Origin of the sequence: Mannheimia indoligenes (assembly GCF_036880405.1) — a bacterium.
GTDB classification, from domain to species: domain Bacteria; phylum Pseudomonadota; class Gammaproteobacteria; order Enterobacterales; family Pasteurellaceae; genus Mannheimia; species Mannheimia indoligenes.
Window position 1 is genome coordinate 1 of record NZ_JBAJJM010000008.1, and the last position, 23,214, is coordinate 23,214.

Below are 23,214 nucleotides of genomic sequence, written 5' to 3' on the forward strand. Positions count from 1 at the left end.
TTTTTATTCAAAAAATCCTGTATAAACAATATATTATGCTTTCTCCTTAAGCTACTATATGGGCTTAACTTATCCTTTAATTCCTTAAATAATCCTCTATCCTATTTGTTGTCTTTTCAATATTTAATTCAAGGTGTTTTTCATAAGTAAATAAATAGTCAAAATACCGATTAATACTTGCTAATGCACTTATGACATTTCGATGTTTATACGGATATTTTCCTTCTCGTTCGGTTTATCTGAACGCTCATTTAAAAAATGATTATGTTTTATTTTCCAATCATATATTTTTAAATAAAATTAATTTCTTGAACTCGTTTTTAACGTTTTAATAATAGATTTCAATTCTCTTCTCTACCTGTGTGAGATTGATGTTTCTTTCTTAACGTTCTCATCACAATAGCGACTAAGTGAAATTGACACATTTGCGTAGGCGTATTTAACATATCTTTTACCCCCCCCCCCCCCCGCCTGCCATCACAGGTAATGGATTGAATTTATATAGCCTTTGTCTCGCAAACAATTTAAGGCTTTCTTATAGTAGATATCTTTCTCCGTTCTTACGATTTGATGATACACCACCTTTTTAGACAGTGAATCGATAAATACCATTACACCCAAATCTCGATGAAAGAAGGTGATATTAATAATTAAATTAAGATATTTATGAGAAGGGAGGCTTTAATAAGGATTTAGGGGATTTTTCTAAATATCGGCGTATTGTTCGGGGAGAACAATGACATTTATCGGCTAATTGTTTTTGCGTTTGTTTTCCAACAGAATAATCATACCAAATTAATTCAGGATTTAATTTTTGTTTGAGGGTAAATGTTTTATTACAGTTTAAACATTTATAACGTTGAAGATTATTTTGATTGCCATATTTCTGTATTGGAGAATATTGGCAAAAAGGACAGTTTTTTGTACATTTTTCAAAAAGGTGGCTTAAAGCCTTGTAATATAAAACTTTAAGCTACTTTTTACCAACTATTTTTCCTATATGCCTTTATAGTTTACTTGGTATAGGGAGATGTACCTATCCGTAAATATTCTCGGGTGGGCACAGGACCCGCCCTACATTTACACTGCTAAATCTGCTTCATCACCTCGATTTTGCAGCCATTGTTTACGATCTTCCGCTCTTTTTTTGCCGAGCAACATATCCATAATTTCAAAGGTACTGACCTCGCCCTCTTCTACATCCACACTTTCATCAAATGTGAGTTGCACTAAACGGCGAGTACTCGGATCCATCGTGGTTTCACGCAATTGACTTGGGTTCATTTCACCCAAACCTTTAAAGCGTTGTACATTCGGCTTGCCTTTTTTCTTGGATAAACGTGCTAAAATCGCCTCTTTTTCGCTCTCATCTAAGGCGTAATGCACTTCATCTTTCCCAATATCAATACGATAAAGCGGTGGCATTGCCACATAAACGTGCCCGTTTTTCACTAATTGTGGGAAATGACGGAGGAATAAAGCACAAAGCAAGGTGGCAATATGCAAACCGTCTGAATCCGCATCGGCAAGAATACAAACTTTGCCATAACGTAATTCCTCTAAATTATCGCTATCCGGATCAATTCCCAATGCAATCGCAATATCGTGAACCTCTTGTGAAGCTAATACTTGGTCTGATGATACTTCCCACGTGTTTAAAATTTTACCACGTAGAGGGAGAATGGCTTGATACTCTTTATCACGAGCCTGTTTTGCCGAACCGCCGGCAGAATCCCCTTCCACCAAGAAAAGCTCAGTGCGACTTAAATCTTGTGCAGTACAATCCGCTAATTTACCCGGCAGAGCCGGTCCGCTTACCAGCTTTTTACGTACCACTTTTTTCGCTGCACGCAAACGGCTCTGGGCGGAACTAATCGCCATTTCTGCGATCAATTTACCGGTTTGCACATTTTGATTTAACCACAAACTAAACGCATCTTTTAAAGTGTTATCCACATAGCTTGAGGCTTGGCGAGAAGATAAACGCTCTTTCGTCTGTCCTGCAAATTGTGGCTCTTGAATTTTGAGTGAAAGCACATAAGCACAACGGTTCCAAACATCGTCAGCGGTCAGTTTCACGCCTTTCGGCAACAGGTTGTGGATTTCGCAGAACTCCACCATCGCTTTAAGCAAACCGTTACGCAAACCATTAACGTGTGTGCCACCTTGTGCAGTTGGAATAAGGTTTACATAGCTTTCCGCCACTAACTCCCCACCTTCAGGCAACCAAGTTAAAGCCCAACTTACTGCTTCCGTTTCAGCAGTTACATCACCAATAAACGGTGGATTTGGCACGGTTTCATAACCATTTAAGGCTTCGGTTAAATAATCGGATAAACCGTCTTCATAGTACCAAGTTTCTTCGGTGTTATTGATTTTATCAATGAAATTAATGGTGAGTTTCGGGCAAAGTACCGCTTTGGCACGTAACAAATGACGTAAACGGCTCACCGAAAATCGAGGGCTATCAAAATATTTTGGGTTTGGATAAAAACGAACGGTTGTCCCGGTTTGCTTTTTCGGACAAGTGCCGATAACCGTCAGCTCTTCCACTTTTGCTCCGTTGGCAAATGCAATGGAATACACCTCACCGCCACGTTTAATTTGAATTTCCACACGCTCGGAAAGGGCATTTACCACCGAAATTCCCACACCATGCAAACCGCCGGAGAAGGTATAGTTTTTATTTGAAAATTTACCTCCCGCGTGCAGTTTCGTTAAAATAAGCTCAACGCCTGAAATTTTCTCGGTAGAGTGAATATCCACAGGCATTCCTCGCCCATTATCCACGACTTCTAATGAATTATCGCTATGGAGAATAACATCAATTTTATCGGCATAGCCCGATAATGCTTCGTCCACACTGTTATCAATCACCTCTTGCCCTAAATGGTTAGGACGCGTGGTATCGGTGTACATTCCCGGACGAAGTTGCACCGGCTCAAGATCTTTCAGAACGGTAATTTCATCCGCCCCATAGCGTTTTTCTGACATTATTCTTTCTCTTAGGCTACAAAATAAAATAAGGCTGAATTTTAAGAAAATTTAGCCTGTTTTGCAAAGTTTTAGGTAAATTTGACCGCTTGTCGGCTCAATGATCTCTCAATCCATTTAAAATCGAACACTCAGGGCTGTTGTTGCCGCAACAAGTACGGCTCCAGCTTCTGAGTAATTTAAGCATTTCGTTTAAGCCATTGATTTTTTGTTCCAGCTCCGCAATATGTTGATCGGTCAGCTGTTTTACCTCTCGACTGGTGCGATTTGGGTTGTCATTTAATTTCAATAATGCGGTAATTTGAGCAAGTGAGAAGCCCACTTTTCTTGCATTACCGATAAAAAACAATCGATCTAAATCTGTTTCATTATAAAAGCGATAACCCGATTGTGTACGACTTGGAGCAGGGAGCAGCCCTGCTTTTTCATAATCTCGAATTTGTTTGGTGGATAATCCTGTTTTTTCGGCGGCTTGGCTGATATTCATTTTTCCCTCTTGACTTTAACCTAAGGTTAAACTTTATTATACGCTTAAATAATTACTCAAAATAGGAGAAAATAATGACAATCAAATTACAACTAGACGGATTACATTGTGGCAACTGCGTAAAAAGCGTCGAAAAAGCCTTAAATGAAGTAGTTGGCGTAACACAAGCCCGCGTAACCTTAGAAAATCAAACTGCGATAATCGAAGGCAATGTTGTAGCTGAAGATTTAATTGCTGCGGTTGAAGATATTGGTTTTGAAGCGAAATTAGCGTGATGATAATCGAACAACAACTTTTAATTGACGGAATGCATTGTGCCGCCTGCGTTCGGCGAGTTGAAAAAGCGTTGCTTAAAGTAGAAAACGTCAGTTTTGCCTCTGTTAATCTTGCCGATCAAACCGCTTTTGTGCAAGGAAATGCCCCTTCAGAAGCACTTATTGCCGCCGTTACTAAAATCGGTTTTGGGGCAGAGATATTGGAAAGTGAGGAAGAACGCAGAGCTAAGCAACAAGCTCAAACAAAACGCGTGCTAAACCATAAGCGTACACAATTTATTGTGGCTCTTGTTATTGGCTTTGTATTAGTCGTGTTTGGCTTTTACAAAGGTATGCAGATTACCGAAAACAACCGTTCACTTTGGTTGATTTGGTCTCTCATCACACTTGCTACAATGTATTTTTCAGGCAGAGCGTTCTTTTTAGGAGCTTATAATGCTCTTAAAAATAAATCTGCGAATATGGATGTGTTAGTAGCAATCAGCACCGGCACGGCTTGGCTTTATTCACTTTGGCTTACGCTGTTTCCACAGCCGAATGCTCACGTTTATTTTGAAGCGAGTGTGATGATTATCGGCTTTATCAATTTAGGCAAATATCTTGAACTTAAAGCCAAGCAACGCTCTTCCCTTGCATTGGAAAAATTGCTCGATCTCGCCCCGAAACAAGCGGTCATTTTTGAAGAAAATATTGCAAAAACCATTCCGGCGAAAGGCATTAAGCCTGCAATGCGAGTGCAAGCCTTAACGGGTGATCGTATTGCGGTTGATGGTATTTTAGCAAGCGGCTCAACTTGGGTTGATGAATCAATGCTTACAGGCGAAGCATTGCCGATTGAGAAAAAAATAGGCGATAAAATCCGAGCCGGTACGCTGGTTCAAGATGGCTCAGGTATTTACATTGCCGAACAAGTTGGCTCTCAAACCGCTCTCGCCCGTGTAATTAATGCCGTTCGCCACGCACAAAGTAGCAAGCCTCCACTGGCTCAATTTGTCGATAAAGTCGCCGCTGTGTTTGTGCCTGTGGTGGTTTCTATCGCTTTACTTGCCGCCTTGATTTGGCTTTTTGTCGGGCAAGATTTCGCCTTTGTACTTTCCATTTTTACCACCGTATTAATCATTGCCTGCCCTTGTGCGTTGGGATTAGCCATTCCGCTTTCCACCATTGCGGGTGTAGCTCGTGCGGCAGAATTTGGCGTATTGGTCAGAAATATTCAAGCTTTACAAGCAGGGAGCGAAATTGATACTTTAGTTTTCGATAAAACCGGTACGCTTACCACCGGGCAAATGGAGGTTACGGAAGTTATTACGTTCAATGATTTTGATAAAAATCATTTGATTGCTCTTGCCAAAAGTTTAGAGCAACACGCCTCTCACCCTATTTCGAAGGCGATTGTAAAATTTGCGGAAAATCAGACCGCTTGCGAGGTAAGTGAAATTCAAGTGGAGAAAGGATTAGGCATTCAAGGCAAAGTGGGAGAAGATAAAATTAAAATCGGCAATGCCGTATTTGTAAATTTTTTGGAAAAAACCACCGCTTGTACTGCCACACTTATTTATGTTGCAGTTAATGATGAAGTTGTTGGTAGAATTTCGGTGCAAGACCAACTGCGTCCTGAAGCCAAATCTACAATCCAACAGTTCCAAGCTGAAGGTTATCAATGCTTGATGCTTACAGGCGATCGCCAAGAAACGGCTGACTATTTTGCTAACACGTTAGGCTTAAATGGCGTAATTGCTGAAGTTCTGCCCGAGCAAAAAGCCGAAAAAATTCGTCAGTTGCAGGCTGAAGGGAAAAAAGTCGCAATGATTGGCGATGGCATTAATGATGCTCCGGCTCTCGCCCAAGCGAATGTGGGTATTGCAATGCATAACGGCTCGGATATTGCGGTGGAAACTGCCGATCTTTCCCTAATGAAAAGCGGATTAGAGCCGGTGAGCCAAATCTTCCCTTTCTCAAAACGTGTGCTACAAAATATGAAACAGAGCTTGCTTGGTGCTTTTTTCTATAATATCGTTGCGATTCCTGTCGCTGCGGGAGTGCTTTATCCGTTTACCGGTTGGTTACTTAACCCGATGATTGCTGCGATTGCGATGACATTGTCCTCTATTACGGTAGTGCTGAATAGCCAAAGATTGTTGAAATAATTCAAGCGGTTGAATTTGCAAAAAAATTTACAAATTCAACCGCTTGCCTTAATTAATCTGCCAAAAACAAGGGGCCTAATGCCGTTTTCGGAATACCGAAACGTTCCGGATAATGCACTTCTACCAAATACAAACCTTCCGCTTTGGCTGTGGGAGCGGCTTTTTCTCTATCTCGTTGCTCTAGCACCCATTTTGCCCATTCTACCGGCTGTCTGCCTTGCCCGATTTCAAGCAAAGTGCCGACAATATTTCTGACCATATGATGCACAAAAGCGTTGGCTTGAATATCGACAATCACATAATTGCCTTGACGAGAAACATTTAAATGGTGAATATTTCGCCACGGCGTGTTTGATTGGCATTTCGCCGCACGGAAAGAGGAAAAATCGTTTTCACCCAATAAAAACTGCCCTGCTTGGTGCATTTTGCTTTCATCAAGAGGGAAATGAAAATGGGTTACGCCTTTTGGCAGAATGGCAGAACGCAATTTGCTGTTATAAATAATATAACGATAACGGCGAGCAGTGGCACTAAAACGGGCGTGGAAATCCTCACTGACTTCCACCGCCCATTTCACCGCAATATCATCCGGCAAATGAGCATTAGTGCCGAAACACCAGCTTTGCAGCGGTCGTTCAACTTCTGTTTCAAAATGCACGACCTGCCCTGTGCCGTGTACGCCGGCATCGGTTCTGCCAGCACAAAACACCTCCACTGGCGAATTTGCTACAACCGATAAGGCTTGTTCTAGTTTTTGTTGTACGCTTTCCACCGTCTCTTGCTTCTGCCAGCCAAAATAGCGGCTGCCGTCATATTCAATGCCTAATGCGATTTTCATTATAATATCCAATAAGCAAGCGGTAGAATTTTTGCAAAATTTTGCAAAAATCTTACCGCTTGTAATACAAAATTATTTATTTAATAAGCCTAAAAACTCTTTGCGGGTTTCTCTATCTTCTAAGAACACGCCACCAAATGCAGAGGTAACAGTATAGCTATTAGTATCTTTTACGCCACGACATTTCACGCAAAAGTGCGTTGCTTTCACATATACCGCCACATCATCGGTTTCCAAAATAGTTTGGAAAGCAGTTAGAATTTGCTCGGTAAAACGCTCTTGCACCTGTGGACGTTGAGCGAAAAACTGCACAACACGGTTGATTTTTGAAAGTCCAATCACCCATTTTTTCGGGTAATAAGCAACTGCAACTTTGCCATCAATAGTTACAAAATGGTGTTCGCAAGTTGAGGTAAGGGTAATATCATCAACTAACACCATCTCACTGACTTTCATTCGGTTCTCAATGTTGGTGATTTTCGGGAAAGTCGCATAATCTAAACCGCTAAAAATCTCGTCCACATACATTTTCGCCAAACGATGAGGGGTTTCTTCTAAGCTATCATCCGTTAGATCCAAGCCGAGTAATTCCAAAACCGCTTGCATATGTTGTTGAATTTCCGCTCGGCGACTGTCTTTATCTTTTTGATGTGCAACAGTTGGCGTTTCAATGCCTTTTGCCAATAAAGCTTGGCGAACTTTTTGGGCTTCAGGCGAAAGTTGATTTTCTGCACTATTTAATTCGGGCGAGATCGTTGTCATTGGTTTTCCTCTCAAATATAAGCTGGAAATTCTAACAAATTGACATCAAAAAAAATAGCTCTAAAATGGGCTATTTCAGCCATCACTATTTTCTAAACTATGCAAAATATTCAGTATCTTTTTAATGCCGATCTTATTCCTGAAGAGCAGGCAGAATTTGTGCAATCTTTATTAAGTTGCAAAACGTTTGAAAATTCTGACCGCTTGTTAGGCTTTTCTAAAGGGCGTGGCACAACGTGGTTTTTAAACACAGTGCCGGAGCTCGGCATCAATGTGGTACTACGCCACTATTATCGTGGTGGTTTGTTTGGGAAATTCATTAAAGATAGCTATTTTTTTACCCGTTTTGAAAATACCCGTGCTTATAAAGAATTTTTCTTGTTACAACAAATGTTAGCTTGGGGATTGCCCGTACCTCGTCCTGTTGCAATTAAAGTAGAAAAAACACTTTGCTGCTATCGTGCTGACATTATGCTGGAAAAACTAGAGAATACGCAGGATTTAAGCAAGATTTTGCAATCTCAAGCTCTCTCAAATGAGCAATATGAACAGATCGGAAAACTCATTCGCCGTTTGCATAACCATCAAGTCCATCATTCTGATTTGAATATTCATAATATTTTACTCGGTAATGAGGGGAGATTTTGGCTGATTGATTTTGACAAATGTGGTATTGAGCAAGGTGAAAGTTGGAAACAAAGCAATTTAGATAGACTGTTGCGTTCGTTCAAAAAAGAACAAACTCGGTTGAATATTCTATTTAATGAAGAAAATTGGCAGGCGGTTTTGAAAGGATACTCTGCCCGATAAAAATATACCGCCTGAAGATCATTACAGCTACAAGCGGTATATTTTCCATTTATTTTTGCAAAATTATTTCACTTCACGGATCATAATTTCAGACGGAATAACACTCCCTTGCCAGTAAAGCTCAGCCGCTACTTTTTCAGCCAATGCTAAATAGGCTTGACTGATTTCGTGTTCCGGTGCTGCGACAACCGTTGGCATACCGCTATCTAAATCTTCACGCAGGCGAATGTGTAATGGTAGTTGAGCAAGTACTTGCGTACCGTATTTTTGTGCGATTTTATCCGCCCCACCTGTGCCGAAAATCGCCTCAGAGTGTCCGCAATTTGAGCAAATGTGCATTGACATATTTTCAATCACTCCCAACACCGGCACAGAGACTTTTTCAAACATTGAAATGCCTTTTACCGCATCTAATAATGCAATATCTTGTGGTGTGGTAACTACCACTGCACCTGTTACAGGGATTTGTTGTGAAAGCGTAAGCTGAATATCCCCCGTACCCGGTGGCATATCAATCACCAAGTAATCCAATTCATTCCACCACGTTTCATTTAACAATTGGCTTAATGCACTACTTGCCATCGGTCCACGCCAAATGGTCGCATTGTCTTCTTCCATCAAATAACCAATTGAGTTTGATTGCAAACCGTGAGCTGTAATTGGTGTAATATGTTTGTTATCCGGTGAAGTTGGGCGTTGATCTTTCGCACCAAGCATATGCGGAATAGACGGACCGTAAATATCCGCATCTAAAATTCCTACCTTTGCCCCTTGTGCTTGCAACGCTAACGCAAGATTTACCGAAGTGGTTGATTTACCCACTCCGCCTTTACCGGAGGTTACCGCAATAATATTTTTTACTCCATTTACCGCAGGGTGCTTGTTGGCACGTTTTAAGGTAGCAATTTGGTAATTTAAGACCCATTTTACACCGCTTGCAGCCGTTGCTTGCTTCAGTTTTTCTTCAGTTTCTGCTTTTAATGCGGCAAAACCGCTGTTCCACGCAAAAGGCATTGTTATTTCAATGCGTAAAATGCCTCCACCTAATTCTGCTTTTTTGAAAGCATTAAGGGCAACAAGATCTTTTTGCAATGTCGGGTGAGCAAATTGTTGTAAAATATTTTTAATTTCAACAAGTTGCGGTTCGGTTAATTGGTTCATTGTTTATCCTTTTGTTCTGAAATACGTTTTAAATCCTTGCTATAAATTACTTCGCTATCGTTGCTTAAATCAATACCCCAAAGGGAGGAAACTACGCCTATTCTGTGTTGATACTGAAATAACGGTAATACTGCAACATCGTTATAAAGCTGGTCGTTAATCTCGTTAATCAATAGTGAGCGTTGCTCTTGGTTTAGCGTTTCTGCTTGTAATTGATTTAACTTTTCATCAACTAAATCGTTTTTATAACCGGAGTGATTATCCGGGCTTGCTGAATGAAATTTCTGTAAAAAGATGAGCGGATCAGGATAATCTGCACACCAGCCGGAGCGTATTAGCTGATAATCTTTCTGCTCGCGTAATTGATTAGCCGTCTGCCAATCCACCGGTTTCGGCGTAATATTAAACAGTTCTGATTGTGATAATGTGCGAGTAATCTGGTTTGCAATATCACTATTCATCTCACTATCATCATATAACAGAGCAAGTTTTAAAGGATTATGCAAACTCACACCGGCTTTCATTAACAGTTGCTCAATAATGATTGGCTGCCATTGTCTTTCTCGATCTTTTACTAAGTTATGTGGAATAACCGACTGGCTTTGAATACCGTGATCGTACCCAATATTTGCCGAAGCTACCATCGATCTTAATGCTTCGCGAACTTCTTTCTTACTGAGCTGCTCGTCATTAAAATTAAATTCATAATAATATGAACATAAACGAGGAAGCTTAACGATATTAGTTTTCTGGCTTGATAGTGGATTTTCCACAATATCAAACGGCGAATAATTTTGGATAGTCGTAATCAAATTGTACTCGACGGTTTGAAACGGCACATTTTCAGAACGAGCTTGTAGCAGGAGTTTTTTATCTGCTATTTGTTTGATTTGGTAAGCCGCATTGCTGACAAAACCAGCAGAATCAGGATCTTTTCCTTGATAAGTCGGTAACAATGCAACGTGTGCCAACATTGCCGGTAATTGGCGATTTGGCTGGTTAAGGCGAATTTGTAGGGTATGGTCATTTAATGCACTAACACCTAGCTCCGAAGCCGGTTTTTGCTGTTCTGTAATCGCTTTAGCATTTTCAATACCCATATAAACCAGATATTTTGCCAATAAAGAATGATTGGTCGGGTCAATCAAGCGTTGCCAGCTTGCGACAAAATCTTGTGCGGTAACAGTTTTACCGTTCGACCAAGTAGCTTTATCGTCTAAAATAAATAACCACGACTTTTCATCTTCAGTAAACCAATTTTGTGCAATGGCTGGCACAACATCACCTTTTACGTTGTATGCCATCAAACCTACCAATAAATCTCGTAGCGGTGCAGCATCAGCCGATACCTTTACTTTATGCGGATCGAGCTGGAAAATCGCAGAATAGATAGCTCGTTTAAGCTCCGTGCTACTTGGCTGATTTTCAATAGGCGACTGAGAAATCGGTTTCGGGCTATTTAATTTATCACAAGAGGTGAGCAGTAACACGCAAGCGGTCATTTTTGCAAATCTTTTTGCAATTTTAACCGCTTGTAACAATTTCAACATAAGCATCTCGCCAAAATAAGTTATTTAACAAGAAGTGCAGGGAACAATGTTGTCAAACCTGCCACAATAATTTCAATACCAAGAGCCATTAGAATTAACCCCATAATACGGGTAACCACATTTGAGCCTGTTTTGCCTAATTTTTTAACTAACGGAGCTGAGTAACGAAATAAGATATAACAAATTAATGCAAAAATAATGATGGCAATACTAAAGCCGACATAGTCTTCCCAAGCGTGATAACGCGTTCCCCATACAATGGTTGAGCCTATTGCTCCCGGTCCCGCCATAATTGGCATTGCAAGTGGCACAACACCAATATTTTCATATTCGGTAATATCTTCGTTTTTCTCTTCTTTATTTTGCTTGTGTTCACCGAGCTTACCGCTAATCATCGTCATTGCTATGCTGACAATCAAAATACCACCTGCAACTCTAAAAGAACTGAGTGAAATACTAAAGGCATTTAGAATGAGATTTCCAAAATAAAGGCTGACTAATAAAATCACACCAATAGAAACAGCAGTAATAAGACTGGTGCGGTTTCGCTCCCCTTCATATTGGTGGGCTGTCATACTGAAGAAAATAGGTAAAGAACCAAAGGGATTAACAATAGCAAACAACCCAATGAAGAATTGGAGGTAAATGGCAAAATTAATGACGATTTCCACAAACACTTTCTCAAATAACGATATTTCAGCCGTATTATATAGGAAAAGCACCCGGTCTTAAACAAGACCGAGTGCTTTTTTACTTAAGCAAAATTTAGACTATCGTGATGAGTTTTGTTGCATAAACTCGTCATTAATTTCTACAGAGGCTTTTGCTCGAAGGGCTTTTAATAGCTCATTACGCAACATTAGTTGGTTAGCTTGCTCAAATTGTGGAGCAAGAGCTTTAAATTGTTCCGTATTCCCCTCTACAATTTTATCCAATGCCACAATCACAACATCACCTTTTTGATTACGTGCAATTTGGTAAGCCGGTTTATTTTGCTCTTGTTTCATTGCAAACACTGTTTGAGCTAAGGCAGGATTTTCCACCTCTGACTGCATATAAACTAATGTTTGTGGAGGATTAAATTTCACATTAGCTGATTTGCCTTCATTTAACGCTTTTACGTTTTCTTCTGCCTTAGCTAATAATGCTTTCTCCGCTTTCTCTGCTTTCACAAAGTTTTCAACCGCCGATTTTGCTTCTTCTAACGTTTGTGGGCGTTCTGCTTCGTACTCACTCACACGCACAAATAATGTTTGTGGGGCGGTATCTGTACCGATATCTAACGCATCAGAGTTTTGTTTATTTTGGCGTAGCTCGCCTTCAAATAACGCTTTTAATACTTTCTCATTCTGTAATGCAGCCGGTACATTTGCACGAGTAAATTGTTCGGTTTTTTGAACTTTCACATTACCGGCTTTTGCGACTTCTTCCAGTGAAGAATTATTTTCAAACGCTCTGTTTGCCATTTCACGAGCGATATTTGAATATTCGGTTAATACTAACTCTTGACGAATCGTTTGAGCAATTTTGTCTTTTACTTGAGCTAACTCAATCGCTTGCTCAGGCTTGCGTTCTAACACTTTGATAATATGGTAAGCATTATCCACTTTAACCGGATTACTTACTTGCCCTACCTCTAAATTTGCTACTGCATCTTCAAATGCTTTCGGGAAAGTGCCTGCTTTTGCCCAGCCTAAATCACCGCCGTTATTAGCTGATAATGTATCTGCTGATTTTGCTTTTGCAGCAGTGGCAAAATCTGCACCGTTTTTAAGTTCTTGCTCAACGGCTTGAGCCTCTGCTTCTGTTGCAACTTGAATATGGGCTAAATGTGCTTCACCTTTAGTAACATAATCGCCTTTATTGCGTTCATAATAGGTTTGAATTTGCTCATCAGTAATATCTATTTTGCTCTCAACATCTTTTGGTGAAAAAGCTACATATTCAACCGTTAATTTTTCAGGTGCCAATAACTTGGTTTTATTCGCATCATAGTAGGTCTGTAATTCTTCTTGTGAAGCGGTCTGATTTTCCATTTCTTTTGCAATTGAAAACTCAGCTAAACGCACTTCACGTTGTTGTAGCAATAATTTTGCTAATGTTTCTTGCTGTGCCGGCACAGTAAAATCACTACTTACGATCCCTTCTTGAATTTGGGATTGCAACATACCCTCGTGTACAATTGCTGCATAAGCATCAGGGCTTAAATTATTGTGGCGTAAGGTTTGTTGATATAATTCATTACTAAATTTACCATCTTGTTGGAACATTTGGCTGTTTACGATTTCAGATTTAATTTGTTCCGCACTCACGCCTAATTTTAGATCTTTTGCATATTGGCGTAACAATTCTTCATCAATCAAGCTATTTAGCACTGATTGATTAAATTGTTTTGTATATTCAGGGTTGTCCATTAAATCCCAAAAACGGCTGCCCATTTCGGTATTTAAAACATTTTGCTGACGATTAACCGCGTTATTAAAAAGCTGTTGGCTAATTTCTTCGCCATTCACTTTAGCCACAGAATTATCTGTCGCCATTAAACCAGAACCCACTCCACCAATAACAAATGAAAGTGTGATTAAGGCAAAAATAATTTTAAACACAGGTCCTTTTGACCGCTCGTGCATTGATTCAATCATTTAAAAATTCCTAATACTTAAAACATAAAAAATTGCTATTGATTATACTCTTTCTCACATTAGAAATAAATTGCAAATTTTTATTGAAATTTAGCCGCTTTCTCTTTAAAATTCGCAATTCCTGTCATAGCTGAGTTAGAGATCGGCTATTGATGTATTATCAACCCTTAACAAAAAGGAAATAAAAATGTCTCTAAGCGTAGAAGCAAAAGCAAAAATCGTTGCTGAATTTGGTCGTGATGCAAAAGATACCGGTTCTTCAGAAGTTCAAATTGCATTATTAACTGCACAAATCAACCACTTACAAGCACACTTTGCTGAGCACAAAAAAGATCACCACGGTCGTCGTGGTTTATTACGTATGGTTTCACGCCGTCGTAAATTATTAGACTACTTAAAACGTACTGATCTTGCTAAATATTCAGAAACTATCGCACGTTTAGGTTTACGTCGCTAATTTCAAATATTGAATATGAGAGCCGAGCTGAAAAGTTCGGCTTTTTTATAAATTTTATTCGAGGAAAAATTATGGCATTTGCATCATTATTTACTTTATTAGATGATATTGCTGCTGTTCTTGATGATGTGTCTATTATGACTAAAATGGCTGCAAAGAAAACCGCTGGTGTAATTGGCGATGATCTTGCCTTAAATGCCAATCAAGTGAGCGGAAAAAATGTAACCCCAGAGCGTGAATTGCCGATTGTTTGGGAAGTTGCCAAAGGATCATTTATTAACAAAGTGATCTTAATTCCCGTTGCATTACTTTTATCATTCTTTCTTCCACAATTAATTGTTCCATTATTAATGATTGGTGGAGCTTATTTGTGTTTTGAAGGTGTGGAAAAATTACTTCATCACGTCTTCCATAAAGGCGAAGACAACCCTAAAGAAGAACTTTCGGAAAAAGATAAAATCAGAGGAGCTATTCGTACCGATTTTATTTTATCTGCAGAAATTATTATTATTGCTTTAGGAGTGCTACAAGACTCATCTACTCTGACCAAAATTTTATCGCTTTCTGCTATTGGAATCGGTATTACAGTGTTTGTGTATGGTTTGGTTGCATTAATTGTAAAATTAGATGATATCGGCTTATGGCTTATTCAGAAAAAAAGTGCATTCTCACAAGCGGTCGGAAAAGGCTTATTATTTACAATGCCTTGGTTTATGAAAGGACTTTCTGTTATCGGAACTATCGCAATGTTTTTAGTAGGCGGTGGAATCTTTACCCATAATTTACCAATAATTCATCATTTCGTCGAAACATTAAATATCAACCCAAATTTTTCATTCTTAGTTGATTTAGTGGTTGGTATCATTGTCGGCACTATTGCTTGTTTAATTATCTTACCTCTTATAAAAGTATTTTCTAAAAAGAAAGCACACTAAAATTTAAAAGCGTTGATTTTCAAAACCAACGCTTTATTTCTAAATTGCTTTAGCAAAATATAAATCAATTTTGCTCAATTCTGCCATTTTATTAATATAATCTAACACTTTTGGTGAGAATTGGAGGGCTTTCACACAAGTTAAATTTCTAAGCATCGGGAATACGATAATATCCTCTAAAGATAACTCACCGTTCAATGCTCTCTCTGATTTAATCAGATCTGATAAGTCATCAATTAATGGTTGAACAGTAGCAATGTGTTTATCCGTTTCTGCTAAATTCTGCTCAAAATCGCCAATGTTTTCTGTTTTCTTTTTCACGAAATAGTCAATTGCACTCTGCTTTTCAAATTCCGCTAGATCTAATTTCACGAAACGAGGAAGTAATAAATGATTATAAACTTTCGATAATTTGCTAACCCATTGTTCAATTTCCGGTCGAATGTTATCTGTAATCATCGGATTGCTGTAATGCGTATCGACATAACGTACAATATCTAAACTTTCAGGCATTGCAGTGCCATCTTCTTTCACTAAAATCGGCACAACTTTTTTGCCTACTAAGCCAATAGGTGTTGCTTCATCATCATTTGCAATCATTACCAATTCCACCGGTAAATCTTTTAATCCAAAAACCATTCTAGCCCTTGCACAATATGGGCAGTGATCGTAAACGTATAATTTCATAACAACTCCGTTGAAAAGGAAAATACAAAAATAGCAGGGAAAACCTGCTATTTTTAACATTATAATGCTTTCACATTATCTACATTTTCAGGTAACGCGAGAACCTCATCTGGCTTAGGTAAAACGTCCATATTTACTTGTTTGAGGTTCTCCTCACGGATACGATTTGCAAGTATATGGTCATTTGTTTGTTCTGCAACGTGTAACGCCATAATGCGGTCGTCAGGCTGACATTCATCGTGGGCTAATAACAACTCAAACTGCGTTTTCGCTTTTGCATATTCACTGTTACGCGTGTAAACATAACCTAAAGCTCTTGCATAATCATCTGTATATTTAATATTCGCTTTATCGGCACGTTTAGTTAATACTTTCACTAATTTGCTGTCAGAAGCCACTTGTAGGCGAGTTAATTGTACGAATAATCCGTGTAATTGCTCATCTTCAAATTTTTTCAAGGTTTCTAACGCAATTTCTTCTGCTGATTGATGATCATCACTGTCAATTAAGCGTTTAATCACACCAACACGGCTGTAAACCGATTTACGACGGCGATTTGGCTGATTTTCCCACCAAGTGAGTAGACCTTCTTGCCCTTCTTCTTGTAAGCGTTCATCTTGTAAACCATCATCAACAAAATGTTCTAATTCCGCATACTCTACAGGTGTTAAGAAATTACGTTGCCCTATTTCTGATAATAAGCGATCTAAAGCGATATAGGCTTTTGATTCTCTGTAGATTTGAACTGCTAAACGTAGTACTTCATCATTATGCGGAGCTAACTCTAATAAGCTATCAATCGCAGTACGAGCAGCCGGTAGTTTACCTTGCTGTAATAAGATTTTGGTGCGAGCCAACTCAATCGCAACATTATTTGGTCCTGCAATTTCAGTGGCTTTAATTAAATATTTATTCGCCGCTAAATCATCACCATTTTGTTGAGCAGCTTCAGCCGCTTTAATCAGGTTCAGTACAGGCTCATCTGCGTGTTTTGCATTTTTACTAAATAGTTTCTCTGCTTTGGAGTAGTTACCTTCACTCATACGCATTAAGCCTTCAAGGGTTTCTTGCTGAGCTTTTTTATGCTTACGTGTTGAGAACCAATTATAAGCCCCACTACTCATACGACAAATTTTAGTAAAAATCCATTCAAGCAGATAAACTACCGCCATCGTAACTACAAAGAACACCACAAGCATTACAATGCTCATTTCAATAACTGTAGTTGCCGTTTCAATTCTGACGTAACCTTGATTTCCTGAAATATAAGGTCCTGCAATTAAGCCTGCCAATAATAAAAGCATTAAAAAGAGCGTTCTAAACATAATTTAATTCTCCTTTTATTCTTATTGTGCGGAAGGAGTTGGCTGTTCAGAAACTTCCTCTGATTTAGCCGCTTCTGTTTCTGCAGGTTTCCCAGACTCTGTCTGTTCTTGCTTCACAGGTTCTGCTTGCTCCAATTCTTTCTCAGCTTTAATTTCTACTTTCTCAATTTGTTGAGGTGCTTTATTAATTTGCTGAGATAATACTTTCAAACTTTGTAATGAATCCGGAGTATCAACATAAATAGTTTGTTCTGCTAAATCATCAACTTCTTTTAAGAAATTTTGTACATTTTCATTTGAAGTATCAAAATAACTTCTTACCCAAGAACCCACTGTTTGCAGTGATTTTTTATAGAATTCACTTTGCTGGCGAGGAATTGCTAAAATCGCAATCTGTAAACGTAAACGGATATTTTCACGCAAGTAAATTTCCTGGTTAGGGGCAACAAAAGCTTTTTCATCAGCAACGTTACGTTTAGAAACACGAATAAAATGATCTAAGAATGAACTTGCACTTTTCTCTAAGTTTTTCTCCCAATCAGCAATCGAATCACTGACTTGACCTTCTGCAATAGCAGCTTGCGATTGTTCACTTTCTAAAATCGGCAAGTCATCTAATCGGTTAGTTAAATTCGCTACACGCTGCATTAATGCATTTTGATCAATGTTGTTGATACTGGTTAAAGTATTCAAATCGGATTTGATTGCTTCACGCACATTTGTTGCACTCGGTACTTGAGTTAAAACTTGATCAGCCTCTAACAACAGATTTTTCGCTGTATCAATATCATTATCCAAAACCACTTTACGAGCAGCATTGTTTAATAGGAAATCGGCTTCTGATAATAGCCAGAAGGTTTTATCCGAACCCGAAGAATTATTTAATTTTTGCAATTGTAGCTGTAAACCACTAATTTGTTGAGTATAACCACTTTGTGCGTTTTCAAGCTCTTTAATACGATCTAACGCTTTTTGATAATGAGTTGAAAGCTCTGCAATTTGAGCTTTTTCATTATCAAAATTTGGCATTTCAACTGCAGTTTGGGCTGATGCTTGCTGATTTGCTTTAGTAGATAAGGCTTGAATTTGGGCTTCCACCTCATCAAATTTTTTATTTGCCATAAAATGACCGGCACCACCCACAGCAAGTGCCACTAACAAGGCTAATAAAGCCAAACCTTTTCCGCCCGACTTCTGAACAATCACTTTTTCTTCAGCTGTGATTTTTTCCTCTGCCGGAATACTCTCTTTTAGCGGTGCTTCTTTTTCTTCAATAATAGTCTCGTTCAAAATATCTTCCTCAATCTCATTTTTTGCAAAAGATTGTGTAGAATTGACCGCTTGTTGGTTTTCTACTACAACATCCTCTGTCGTATTTTCTACTTTTTCAGGTACTTTTCTTGATTTTGACATACTCGCCCACCTTAGTTAGATTTGTCAATTTTAAATAATAATGTATTCATCAACGTTACATTATCTGCTTTATCCGATACAAAAATTTTATCTGATTGCCACCCCATCTGCTTAGCAATTTTGCCTATACGCTGGCTTACCACCACAAGATTACACTCAAATAGCCATTCTCGGCAATTTTCATTTGTTTGTTCATACAGGCTTTTTAAAATTTCACTGCTGGTAATCACAATAGTATCCACGCCTAAACGCTTGCAAACGCTAATTTTTTCCGGAATATCTACCGTAACAGGTTCTCTACGATAACATTCCAAATATTGAATGCTTGCCCCACGCAACATTGCAGTTTCAGCTAACAACTCACGCCCGGAATTTGCCCGTAAAATCAAAATCGTTTTATCGGTTAAATCTTGCATATCCGGCAATGCTAACACACCTTCACTATTTTCTGATTCTAGCGGATAAATAACCGCTTGTTCAGCTTTTTCGGTAAAATATTTTGCCGTTCGTTGTCCTACCGCAAAATATTTTAAATCCGAACGAAAGTGGAACCCTGTATCCGTTAATGTTTTCACTGCATAATCCACTGCATTTGGCGAAACCACAAAAACATAATCGCCCGATTTAAGACGAGACAGTACAGAAGGCAATAGCGGTAATTCACTGCCTGCCTCAATCGTAAATAACGGCTGATGTACGGCAAAAATTTGTCGTTCATTGAGCATATCGACCAATTCTTGCCCTCGATTATCAGGGCGTGTTACAAGTACATTCATTTTATTTGATAGGATTATCGCTATAAACTTCGGCTAAAATTTTATCTGCACCTTGTGCAAGTAATTGTTCCGCAACGGAAATGCCCAACTGCTCTGCATTTTCTTTATGCCCTTTTGCAGAGGCTCGAATAATCTGCGAACCGTCTAATGCTCCCACTAAAGCATTTAGTGTAATTTCATCACCGTCTAAAGTGGCAAAACCACCTATCGGAACTTGGCAACCACCTTGCAAGCGAGTGTTCATCGCTCGCTCAGCCATCACACAACAAGCGGTCGAATTATGCTTTAATTTTGCAACATAATTTAGCACACGCTCATCATTCACTCGGGTTTCAATCCCTACTGCACCTTGACCCGCTGCCGGCAATGATTGTTCCACCGAAAGATAACTACGAATTCTCTCTTGTAACCCTAAACGAATTAACCCGGCAGAAGCCAGAATAATTGCATCGTATTCATTGTTGTCCAATTTGCTTAAACGAGTTCCAACATTACCACGCAGAGATTTCACTTCTAAATGCGGATATTTTGCCATTAACTGACACTGACGGCGTAAACTTGATGTGCCAACAATCGCCCCTTCGGGTAAATCATCTAAACTATCATATTTATTGGAAACAAAAGCATCACGCGGATCTTCACGCTCACAAATGACCGCCAAACCTAATCCATCAGGAAAACTCATCGGCACATCTTTCATTGAATGCACGGCAATATCGGCTCTGTTTTCCAACAAGGCTAATTCTAACTCTTTAACAAACAAACCTTTTCCGCCAATTTTTGCCAACGGCGTGTCTAAAATCACATCGCCTTTTGTTACCATCGTAACCAGCTCGACAGATAATTGTGGAAAATGTTTTTCCAACTCATTTTTTACAAAATTAGCCTGCCATAAAGCAAGTGGGCTTTGGCGAGTTGCAATGCGTAAAATGTCTTTCATAAGTTCTAAAAATTAAAACAGCATAGTAAATGCTAATTATCCTAACACTTTTTTAGCTTAACTGCCAAAAATAATCGCGGTTTTCTATTTGCGTTTAATCAAAACCCGGGCTTTTTCTTAAAAAATTATTTCCCTATTTTTATAGCATATATACAACCTTAAAAAGGTTGACATAGATCAAATCAACAATAAAACTTTGTGAATTTTTAACGACAAAATAACTCTTTTGGGTAATAATTTCATCAGTTAAAAAAATTATCAAATTTTAAATCTTATGAGGAAACAAACTATGGCTAAAAGCACTCAACCATTTGATGCCCAAGCAGAAGTCAATTCACTTGTCGAAAAAGGCTTAAAAGCACTTGATGAGTTTAGAAAGCTGAATCAAGAGCAGGTCGATTTTATTGTCGCCAAAGCCTCTGTTGCCGCCCTTGATAAGCACGGCATTTTAGCAATGCACGCTTATGAAGAAACAGGACGTGGCGTATTTGAAGACAAAGCCACTAAAAACCTGTTCGCCTGTGAGTATGTTGTCAATAATATGCGACATTTAAAAACAGCAGGGGTAATTAGTGAAGATGATGTATCAGGTATTACCGAAATAGCCGACCCGGTCGGTGTTGTCTGCGGAATTACCCCAACTACTAACCCAACCTCAACCACTATCTTTAAAGCGTTAATCGCCCTCAAAACCCGTAATCCAATCGTTTTTGCTTTCCACCCATCAGCTCAACAATGTTCTGCTCACGCTGCTCAAATTGTGCGTGATGCTGCCGTTGCCGCAGGTGCTCCGGAACATTGTGTGCAATGGATTACACAGCCTTCAATGGAAGGCACTTCCGCATTAATGAAACACCCTGGCATTGCTACCATCTTAGCTACTGGTGGTAATGCAATGGTGGAAGCCGCTTACTCTTGCGGTAAACCGGCGTTAGGGGTTGGAGCAGGTAATGTACCCGCTTATGTGGAAAAAACAGCCAAATTAAAACAAGCGGTGTATGACATCGTAATGTCGAAATCTTTCGACAACGGTATGATTTGTGCTTCTGAACAGGCTGCAATTGTCGATAAAGAAATCTACAACGATTTCATCAAAGAAATGCAATCTTACGGCGTTTACTTAGTAAATAAAAAAGAAAAAGCTTTACTTGAAAAATATATCTTCGGTGTTGATAAAGCCAAAGACGAAAACTGCTCAGGGGCAAAACTCAATGCGGCAGTGGTTGGTAAACCAGCAGCGTGGATTGCAGAGCAAGCAGGTTTTAAAGTGCCGGAAAAAACCAATATTTTATTAGCAGAATGTGCTTTTGTAGGCGAAGGCGAGCCACTTACACGTGAAAAACTTTCACCTGTGTTAGCTCTACTCAAATCGAACTCAACTGAACACGGCTTAGAACTTTCTGAAGCAATGGTGAACTTTCACGGTTTAGGACATAGTGCGGCGATCCACACAGAAAACAAAGAGCTTGCTAAAACATTCGGCGAGCGTGTAAAAGCCATTCGTGTGATTTGGAATTCACCGTCTACTTTCGGCGGTATCGGCGATGTGTATAATTCTTTCCTCCCATCGCTCACATTAGGTTGTGGCTCTTACGGCAAAAACTCCGTAGGCAACAACGTGAGTGCAGTGAACTTAATCAACATTAAACGTGTGGGCAGACGGAGAAATAATATGCAATGGTTTAAAGTACCATCAAAAATCTACTTTGAGCGTGATTCAATCCAATATTTAAAATCGATGCACGATGTACATAAAGTGATGATCGTAACCGACCGTTCAATGGTAGATCTCGGCTTTGTGGATAGAATTACCGAGCAACTCCGCCAACGCCGCAATCAAGTAATGATTCAACTTTTCACCGATGTTGAACCGAATCCAAGCCTACAAACCGTGCAGCGTGGTACAGAATTAATGCGTAGCTTCCAACCGGATACCATTATTGCATTAGGCGGCGGCTCGCCAATGGACGCAGCGAAAATTATGTGGTTATTCTACGAACAACCTGAAGTGGATTTCCGTGATTTAGTGCAAAAATTTATGGATATTCGCAAACGTGCGTTTAAATTCCCACAATTAGGCAGAAAAGCGAAATTTGTTGGTATTCCAACCACTTCCGGTACAGGTTCTGAAGTAACACCATTCGCAGTAATTACTGACGGAGATATTAAATATCCGTTAGCAGATTACTCTTTAACACCAACCATTGCGATTGTTGATCCTGCATTAGTGATGTCAGTACCGTCTCACGTTGCAGCTGATACCGGCTTAGACGTTTTAACCCACGCAACCGAAGCCTATACCTCGATTTTAGCTAACGACTACACAGATGGTTTGGCGTTACAAGCAATCAAATTAGTGTTTGAAAACTTGGAAAAATCGGTAAAAGAGTTTGACGAAGCTGCTCGTGAAAAAATGCATAATGCCTCTACAATGGCAGGTATGGCATTCGCCAATGCATTCCTTGGTATTTGCCACTCAATGGCACACAAAATTGGTGGTAAATTCCACACAATTCACGGCAGAACCAATGCGATTTTACTGCCACACGTGATTCGCTATAACGGTACTCGCCCAACTAAAGTAGCAACTTGGCCAAAATACACCAACTATGTTGCGGATATTCGTTTCCAAGATATCGCAAGAATGCTGGGCTTACCAGCTGAAACACCGGAACAAGCAGTTGAATCTTACGCCAAAGCGGTTCACGATTTAGCCGTACGTTGCGGTGTAAAAATGTCATTACGTGAGCAAGGCGTTGATGAGCAAGCATTCTTAGATGCTCGCCGTGAGCTTGCACTACACGCATTTGAAGACCAATGTACGCCGGCAAATCCACGTTTGGCAATGATCGAGGATATGGAAGAGATTATGACAAAAGCCTACTACGGCAAAACAGAATAATCTTTCACTATGACAGAATGACCGCTTTACAAGCGGTCATTTTTGTTGGCTTTTTTGCAAAAATAACGGCATAGTAGACAAAATAACAAAAAGTGCAAAAATAATAAAAAATC

At 39.3% G+C, this 23,214-nt stretch carries 20 protein-coding genes; 6 read left to right on the top strand and 14 right to left on the bottom strand.

Features of this window, described 5'->3' with window-relative positions; all coding sequences use genetic code 11:
- Positions 1-664: 664 nt before the first annotated feature.
- The 3 genes from V6W77_RS11030 to V6W77_RS06645 all read right to left on the bottom strand — a co-directional run bounded on the left by V6W77_RS11030 (position 665) and on the right by V6W77_RS06645 (position 3,481).
- The gene (locus tag V6W77_RS11030; protein ID WP_428981779.1) at positions 665-892 is read right to left on the bottom strand and encodes an IS1/IS1595 family N-terminal zinc-binding domain-containing protein; all 228 of its coding nucleotides are present in this window, start codon (positions 890-892) and stop codon (positions 665-667) included.
- Positions 893-1,080: 188 nt separating this feature from the next.
- Positions 1,081-2,994 carry a DNA topoisomerase IV subunit B gene (parE, locus tag V6W77_RS06640; protein ID WP_334228935.1) on the bottom strand — a complete coding sequence of 638 codons (1,914 nt, stop codon included), beginning with the start codon at positions 2,992-2,994 and terminating at the stop codon, positions 1,081-1,083.
- Positions 2,995-3,091: 97 nt separating this feature from the next.
- Positions 3,092-3,481: a Cu(I)-responsive transcriptional regulator gene (locus V6W77_RS06645; RefSeq protein ID WP_334254166.1), complete on the bottom strand. Its 390-nt coding sequence runs from the start codon at positions 3,479-3,481 to the stop codon at positions 3,092-3,094.
- 74 nt (positions 3,482-3,555) lie between these two features.
- On the opposite strand from V6W77_RS06645, the gene V6W77_RS06650 reads away from it, so the two are divergent.
- Entirely contained in the window at positions 3,556-3,756 is a 201-nt protein-coding gene (locus tag V6W77_RS06650) for a heavy-metal-associated domain-containing protein (RefSeq protein WP_334254167.1), read from the top strand.
- A complete protein-coding gene (locus tag V6W77_RS06655) occupies positions 3,756-5,903 on the top strand; it encodes a heavy metal translocating P-type ATPase (RefSeq protein ID WP_334254168.1) in 2,148 nt (715 codons plus the stop codon). Before V6W77_RS06650 ends, V6W77_RS06655 begins: the two co-directional genes overlap by 1 nt.
- Before the next feature lie 52 nt (positions 5,904-5,955).
- On the opposite strand, the gene truA is transcribed toward V6W77_RS06655, so the two are convergent.
- Both truA and folE read right to left on the bottom strand, forming a co-directional pair.
- Positions 5,956-6,741, bottom strand: a complete 786-nt coding sequence (gene truA, locus V6W77_RS06660) for a tRNA pseudouridine(38-40) synthase TruA (RefSeq protein WP_025235642.1) — start codon at positions 6,739-6,741, stop codon at positions 5,956-5,958.
- 72 nt (positions 6,742-6,813) lie between these two features.
- A complete protein-coding gene (gene folE, locus V6W77_RS06665) occupies positions 6,814-7,503 on the bottom strand; it encodes a GTP cyclohydrolase I FolE (protein ID WP_025235641.1) in 690 nt (229 codons plus the stop codon).
- Positions 7,504-7,602: 99 nt separating this feature from the next.
- Here folE and V6W77_RS06670 point away from each other — a divergent pair, with 99 nt between their 5' ends.
- Positions 7,603-8,313, top strand: coding sequence for a 3-deoxy-D-manno-octulosonic acid kinase (locus V6W77_RS06670; RefSeq protein WP_334254169.1), 711 nt, complete (start codon positions 7,603-7,605; stop codon positions 8,311-8,313).
- 63 nt (positions 8,314-8,376) lie between these two features.
- Here the strand turns inward: V6W77_RS06670 and apbC are convergent, their stop codons facing one another.
- The 4 genes from apbC to V6W77_RS06690 all read right to left on the bottom strand — a co-directional run bounded on the left by apbC (position 8,377) and on the right by V6W77_RS06690 (position 13,666).
- A complete protein-coding gene (gene apbC, locus V6W77_RS06675) occupies positions 8,377-9,474 on the bottom strand; it encodes an iron-sulfur cluster carrier protein ApbC (RefSeq protein WP_334254170.1) in 1,098 nt (365 codons plus the stop codon).
- Complete coding sequence (locus tag V6W77_RS06680) at positions 9,471-11,024, bottom strand: peptide ABC transporter substrate-binding protein (RefSeq protein WP_334254171.1); 1,554 nt, start codon at positions 11,022-11,024, stop codon at positions 9,471-9,473. The genes apbC and V6W77_RS06680 overlap by 4 nt, the downstream gene beginning before the upstream one ends.
- 20 nt (positions 11,025-11,044) lie before the next feature.
- A complete protein-coding gene (locus V6W77_RS06685) occupies positions 11,045-11,695 on the bottom strand; it encodes a YchE family NAAT transporter (RefSeq protein WP_025235637.1) in 651 nt (216 codons plus the stop codon).
- Positions 11,696-11,794: 99 nt separating this feature from the next.
- On the bottom strand, positions 11,795-13,666 hold the full coding sequence (locus tag V6W77_RS06690; RefSeq protein WP_334254172.1) for a SurA N-terminal domain-containing protein: 1,872 nt from the start codon (positions 13,664-13,666) through the stop codon (positions 11,795-11,797).
- A gap of 187 nt (positions 13,667-13,853) precedes the next feature.
- Between V6W77_RS06690 and rpsO the strand changes: the two genes are divergently transcribed.
- Positions 13,854-14,123, top strand: coding sequence for a 30S ribosomal protein S15 (gene rpsO, locus V6W77_RS06695; RefSeq protein WP_005597777.1), 270 nt, complete (start codon positions 13,854-13,856; stop codon positions 14,121-14,123).
- A 71-nt stretch (positions 14,124-14,194) separates the two neighbouring features.
- Positions 14,195-15,058: a DUF808 domain-containing protein gene (locus tag V6W77_RS06700; protein ID WP_025235635.1), complete on the top strand. Its 864-nt coding sequence runs from the start codon at positions 14,195-14,197 to the stop codon at positions 15,056-15,058.
- A 39-nt stretch (positions 15,059-15,097) separates the two neighbouring features.
- On the opposite strand, the gene grxB is transcribed toward V6W77_RS06700, so the two are convergent.
- The 5 genes from grxB to hemC are packed head-to-tail and all read right to left on the bottom strand — an operon-like array spanning position 15,098 to position 20,199.
- A complete protein-coding gene (grxB, locus tag V6W77_RS06705) occupies positions 15,098-15,745 on the bottom strand; it encodes a glutaredoxin 2 (RefSeq protein ID WP_334254173.1) in 648 nt (215 codons plus the stop codon).
- A 59-nt stretch (positions 15,746-15,804) separates the two neighbouring features.
- Complete coding sequence (locus V6W77_RS06710; RefSeq protein WP_025235633.1) at positions 15,805-17,070, bottom strand: heme biosynthesis protein HemY; 1,266 nt, start codon at positions 17,068-17,070, stop codon at positions 15,805-15,807.
- A 21-nt stretch (positions 17,071-17,091) separates the two neighbouring features.
- Entirely contained in the window at positions 17,092-18,483 is a 1,392-nt protein-coding gene (locus V6W77_RS06715; RefSeq protein ID WP_334254174.1) for a uroporphyrinogen-III C-methyltransferase, read from the bottom strand.
- Positions 18,484-18,494: 11 nt separating this feature from the next.
- The gene (locus tag V6W77_RS06720; RefSeq protein WP_283385605.1) at positions 18,495-19,259 is read right to left on the bottom strand and encodes a uroporphyrinogen-III synthase; all 765 of its coding nucleotides are present in this window, start codon (positions 19,257-19,259) and stop codon (positions 18,495-18,497) included.
- Position 19,260: 1 nt separating this feature from the next.
- The gene (gene hemC / locus V6W77_RS06725; protein WP_334234118.1) at positions 19,261-20,199 is read right to left on the bottom strand and encodes a hydroxymethylbilane synthase; all 939 of its coding nucleotides are present in this window, start codon (positions 20,197-20,199) and stop codon (positions 19,261-19,263) included.
- Between the two features lie 289 nt (positions 20,200-20,488).
- Here hemC and adhE point away from each other — a divergent pair, with 289 nt between their 5' ends.
- Complete coding sequence (gene adhE / locus V6W77_RS06730; RefSeq protein WP_334254175.1) at positions 20,489-23,101, top strand: bifunctional acetaldehyde-CoA/alcohol dehydrogenase; 2,613 nt, start codon at positions 20,489-20,491, stop codon at positions 23,099-23,101.
- Positions 23,102-23,214: the final 113 nt, after the last annotated feature.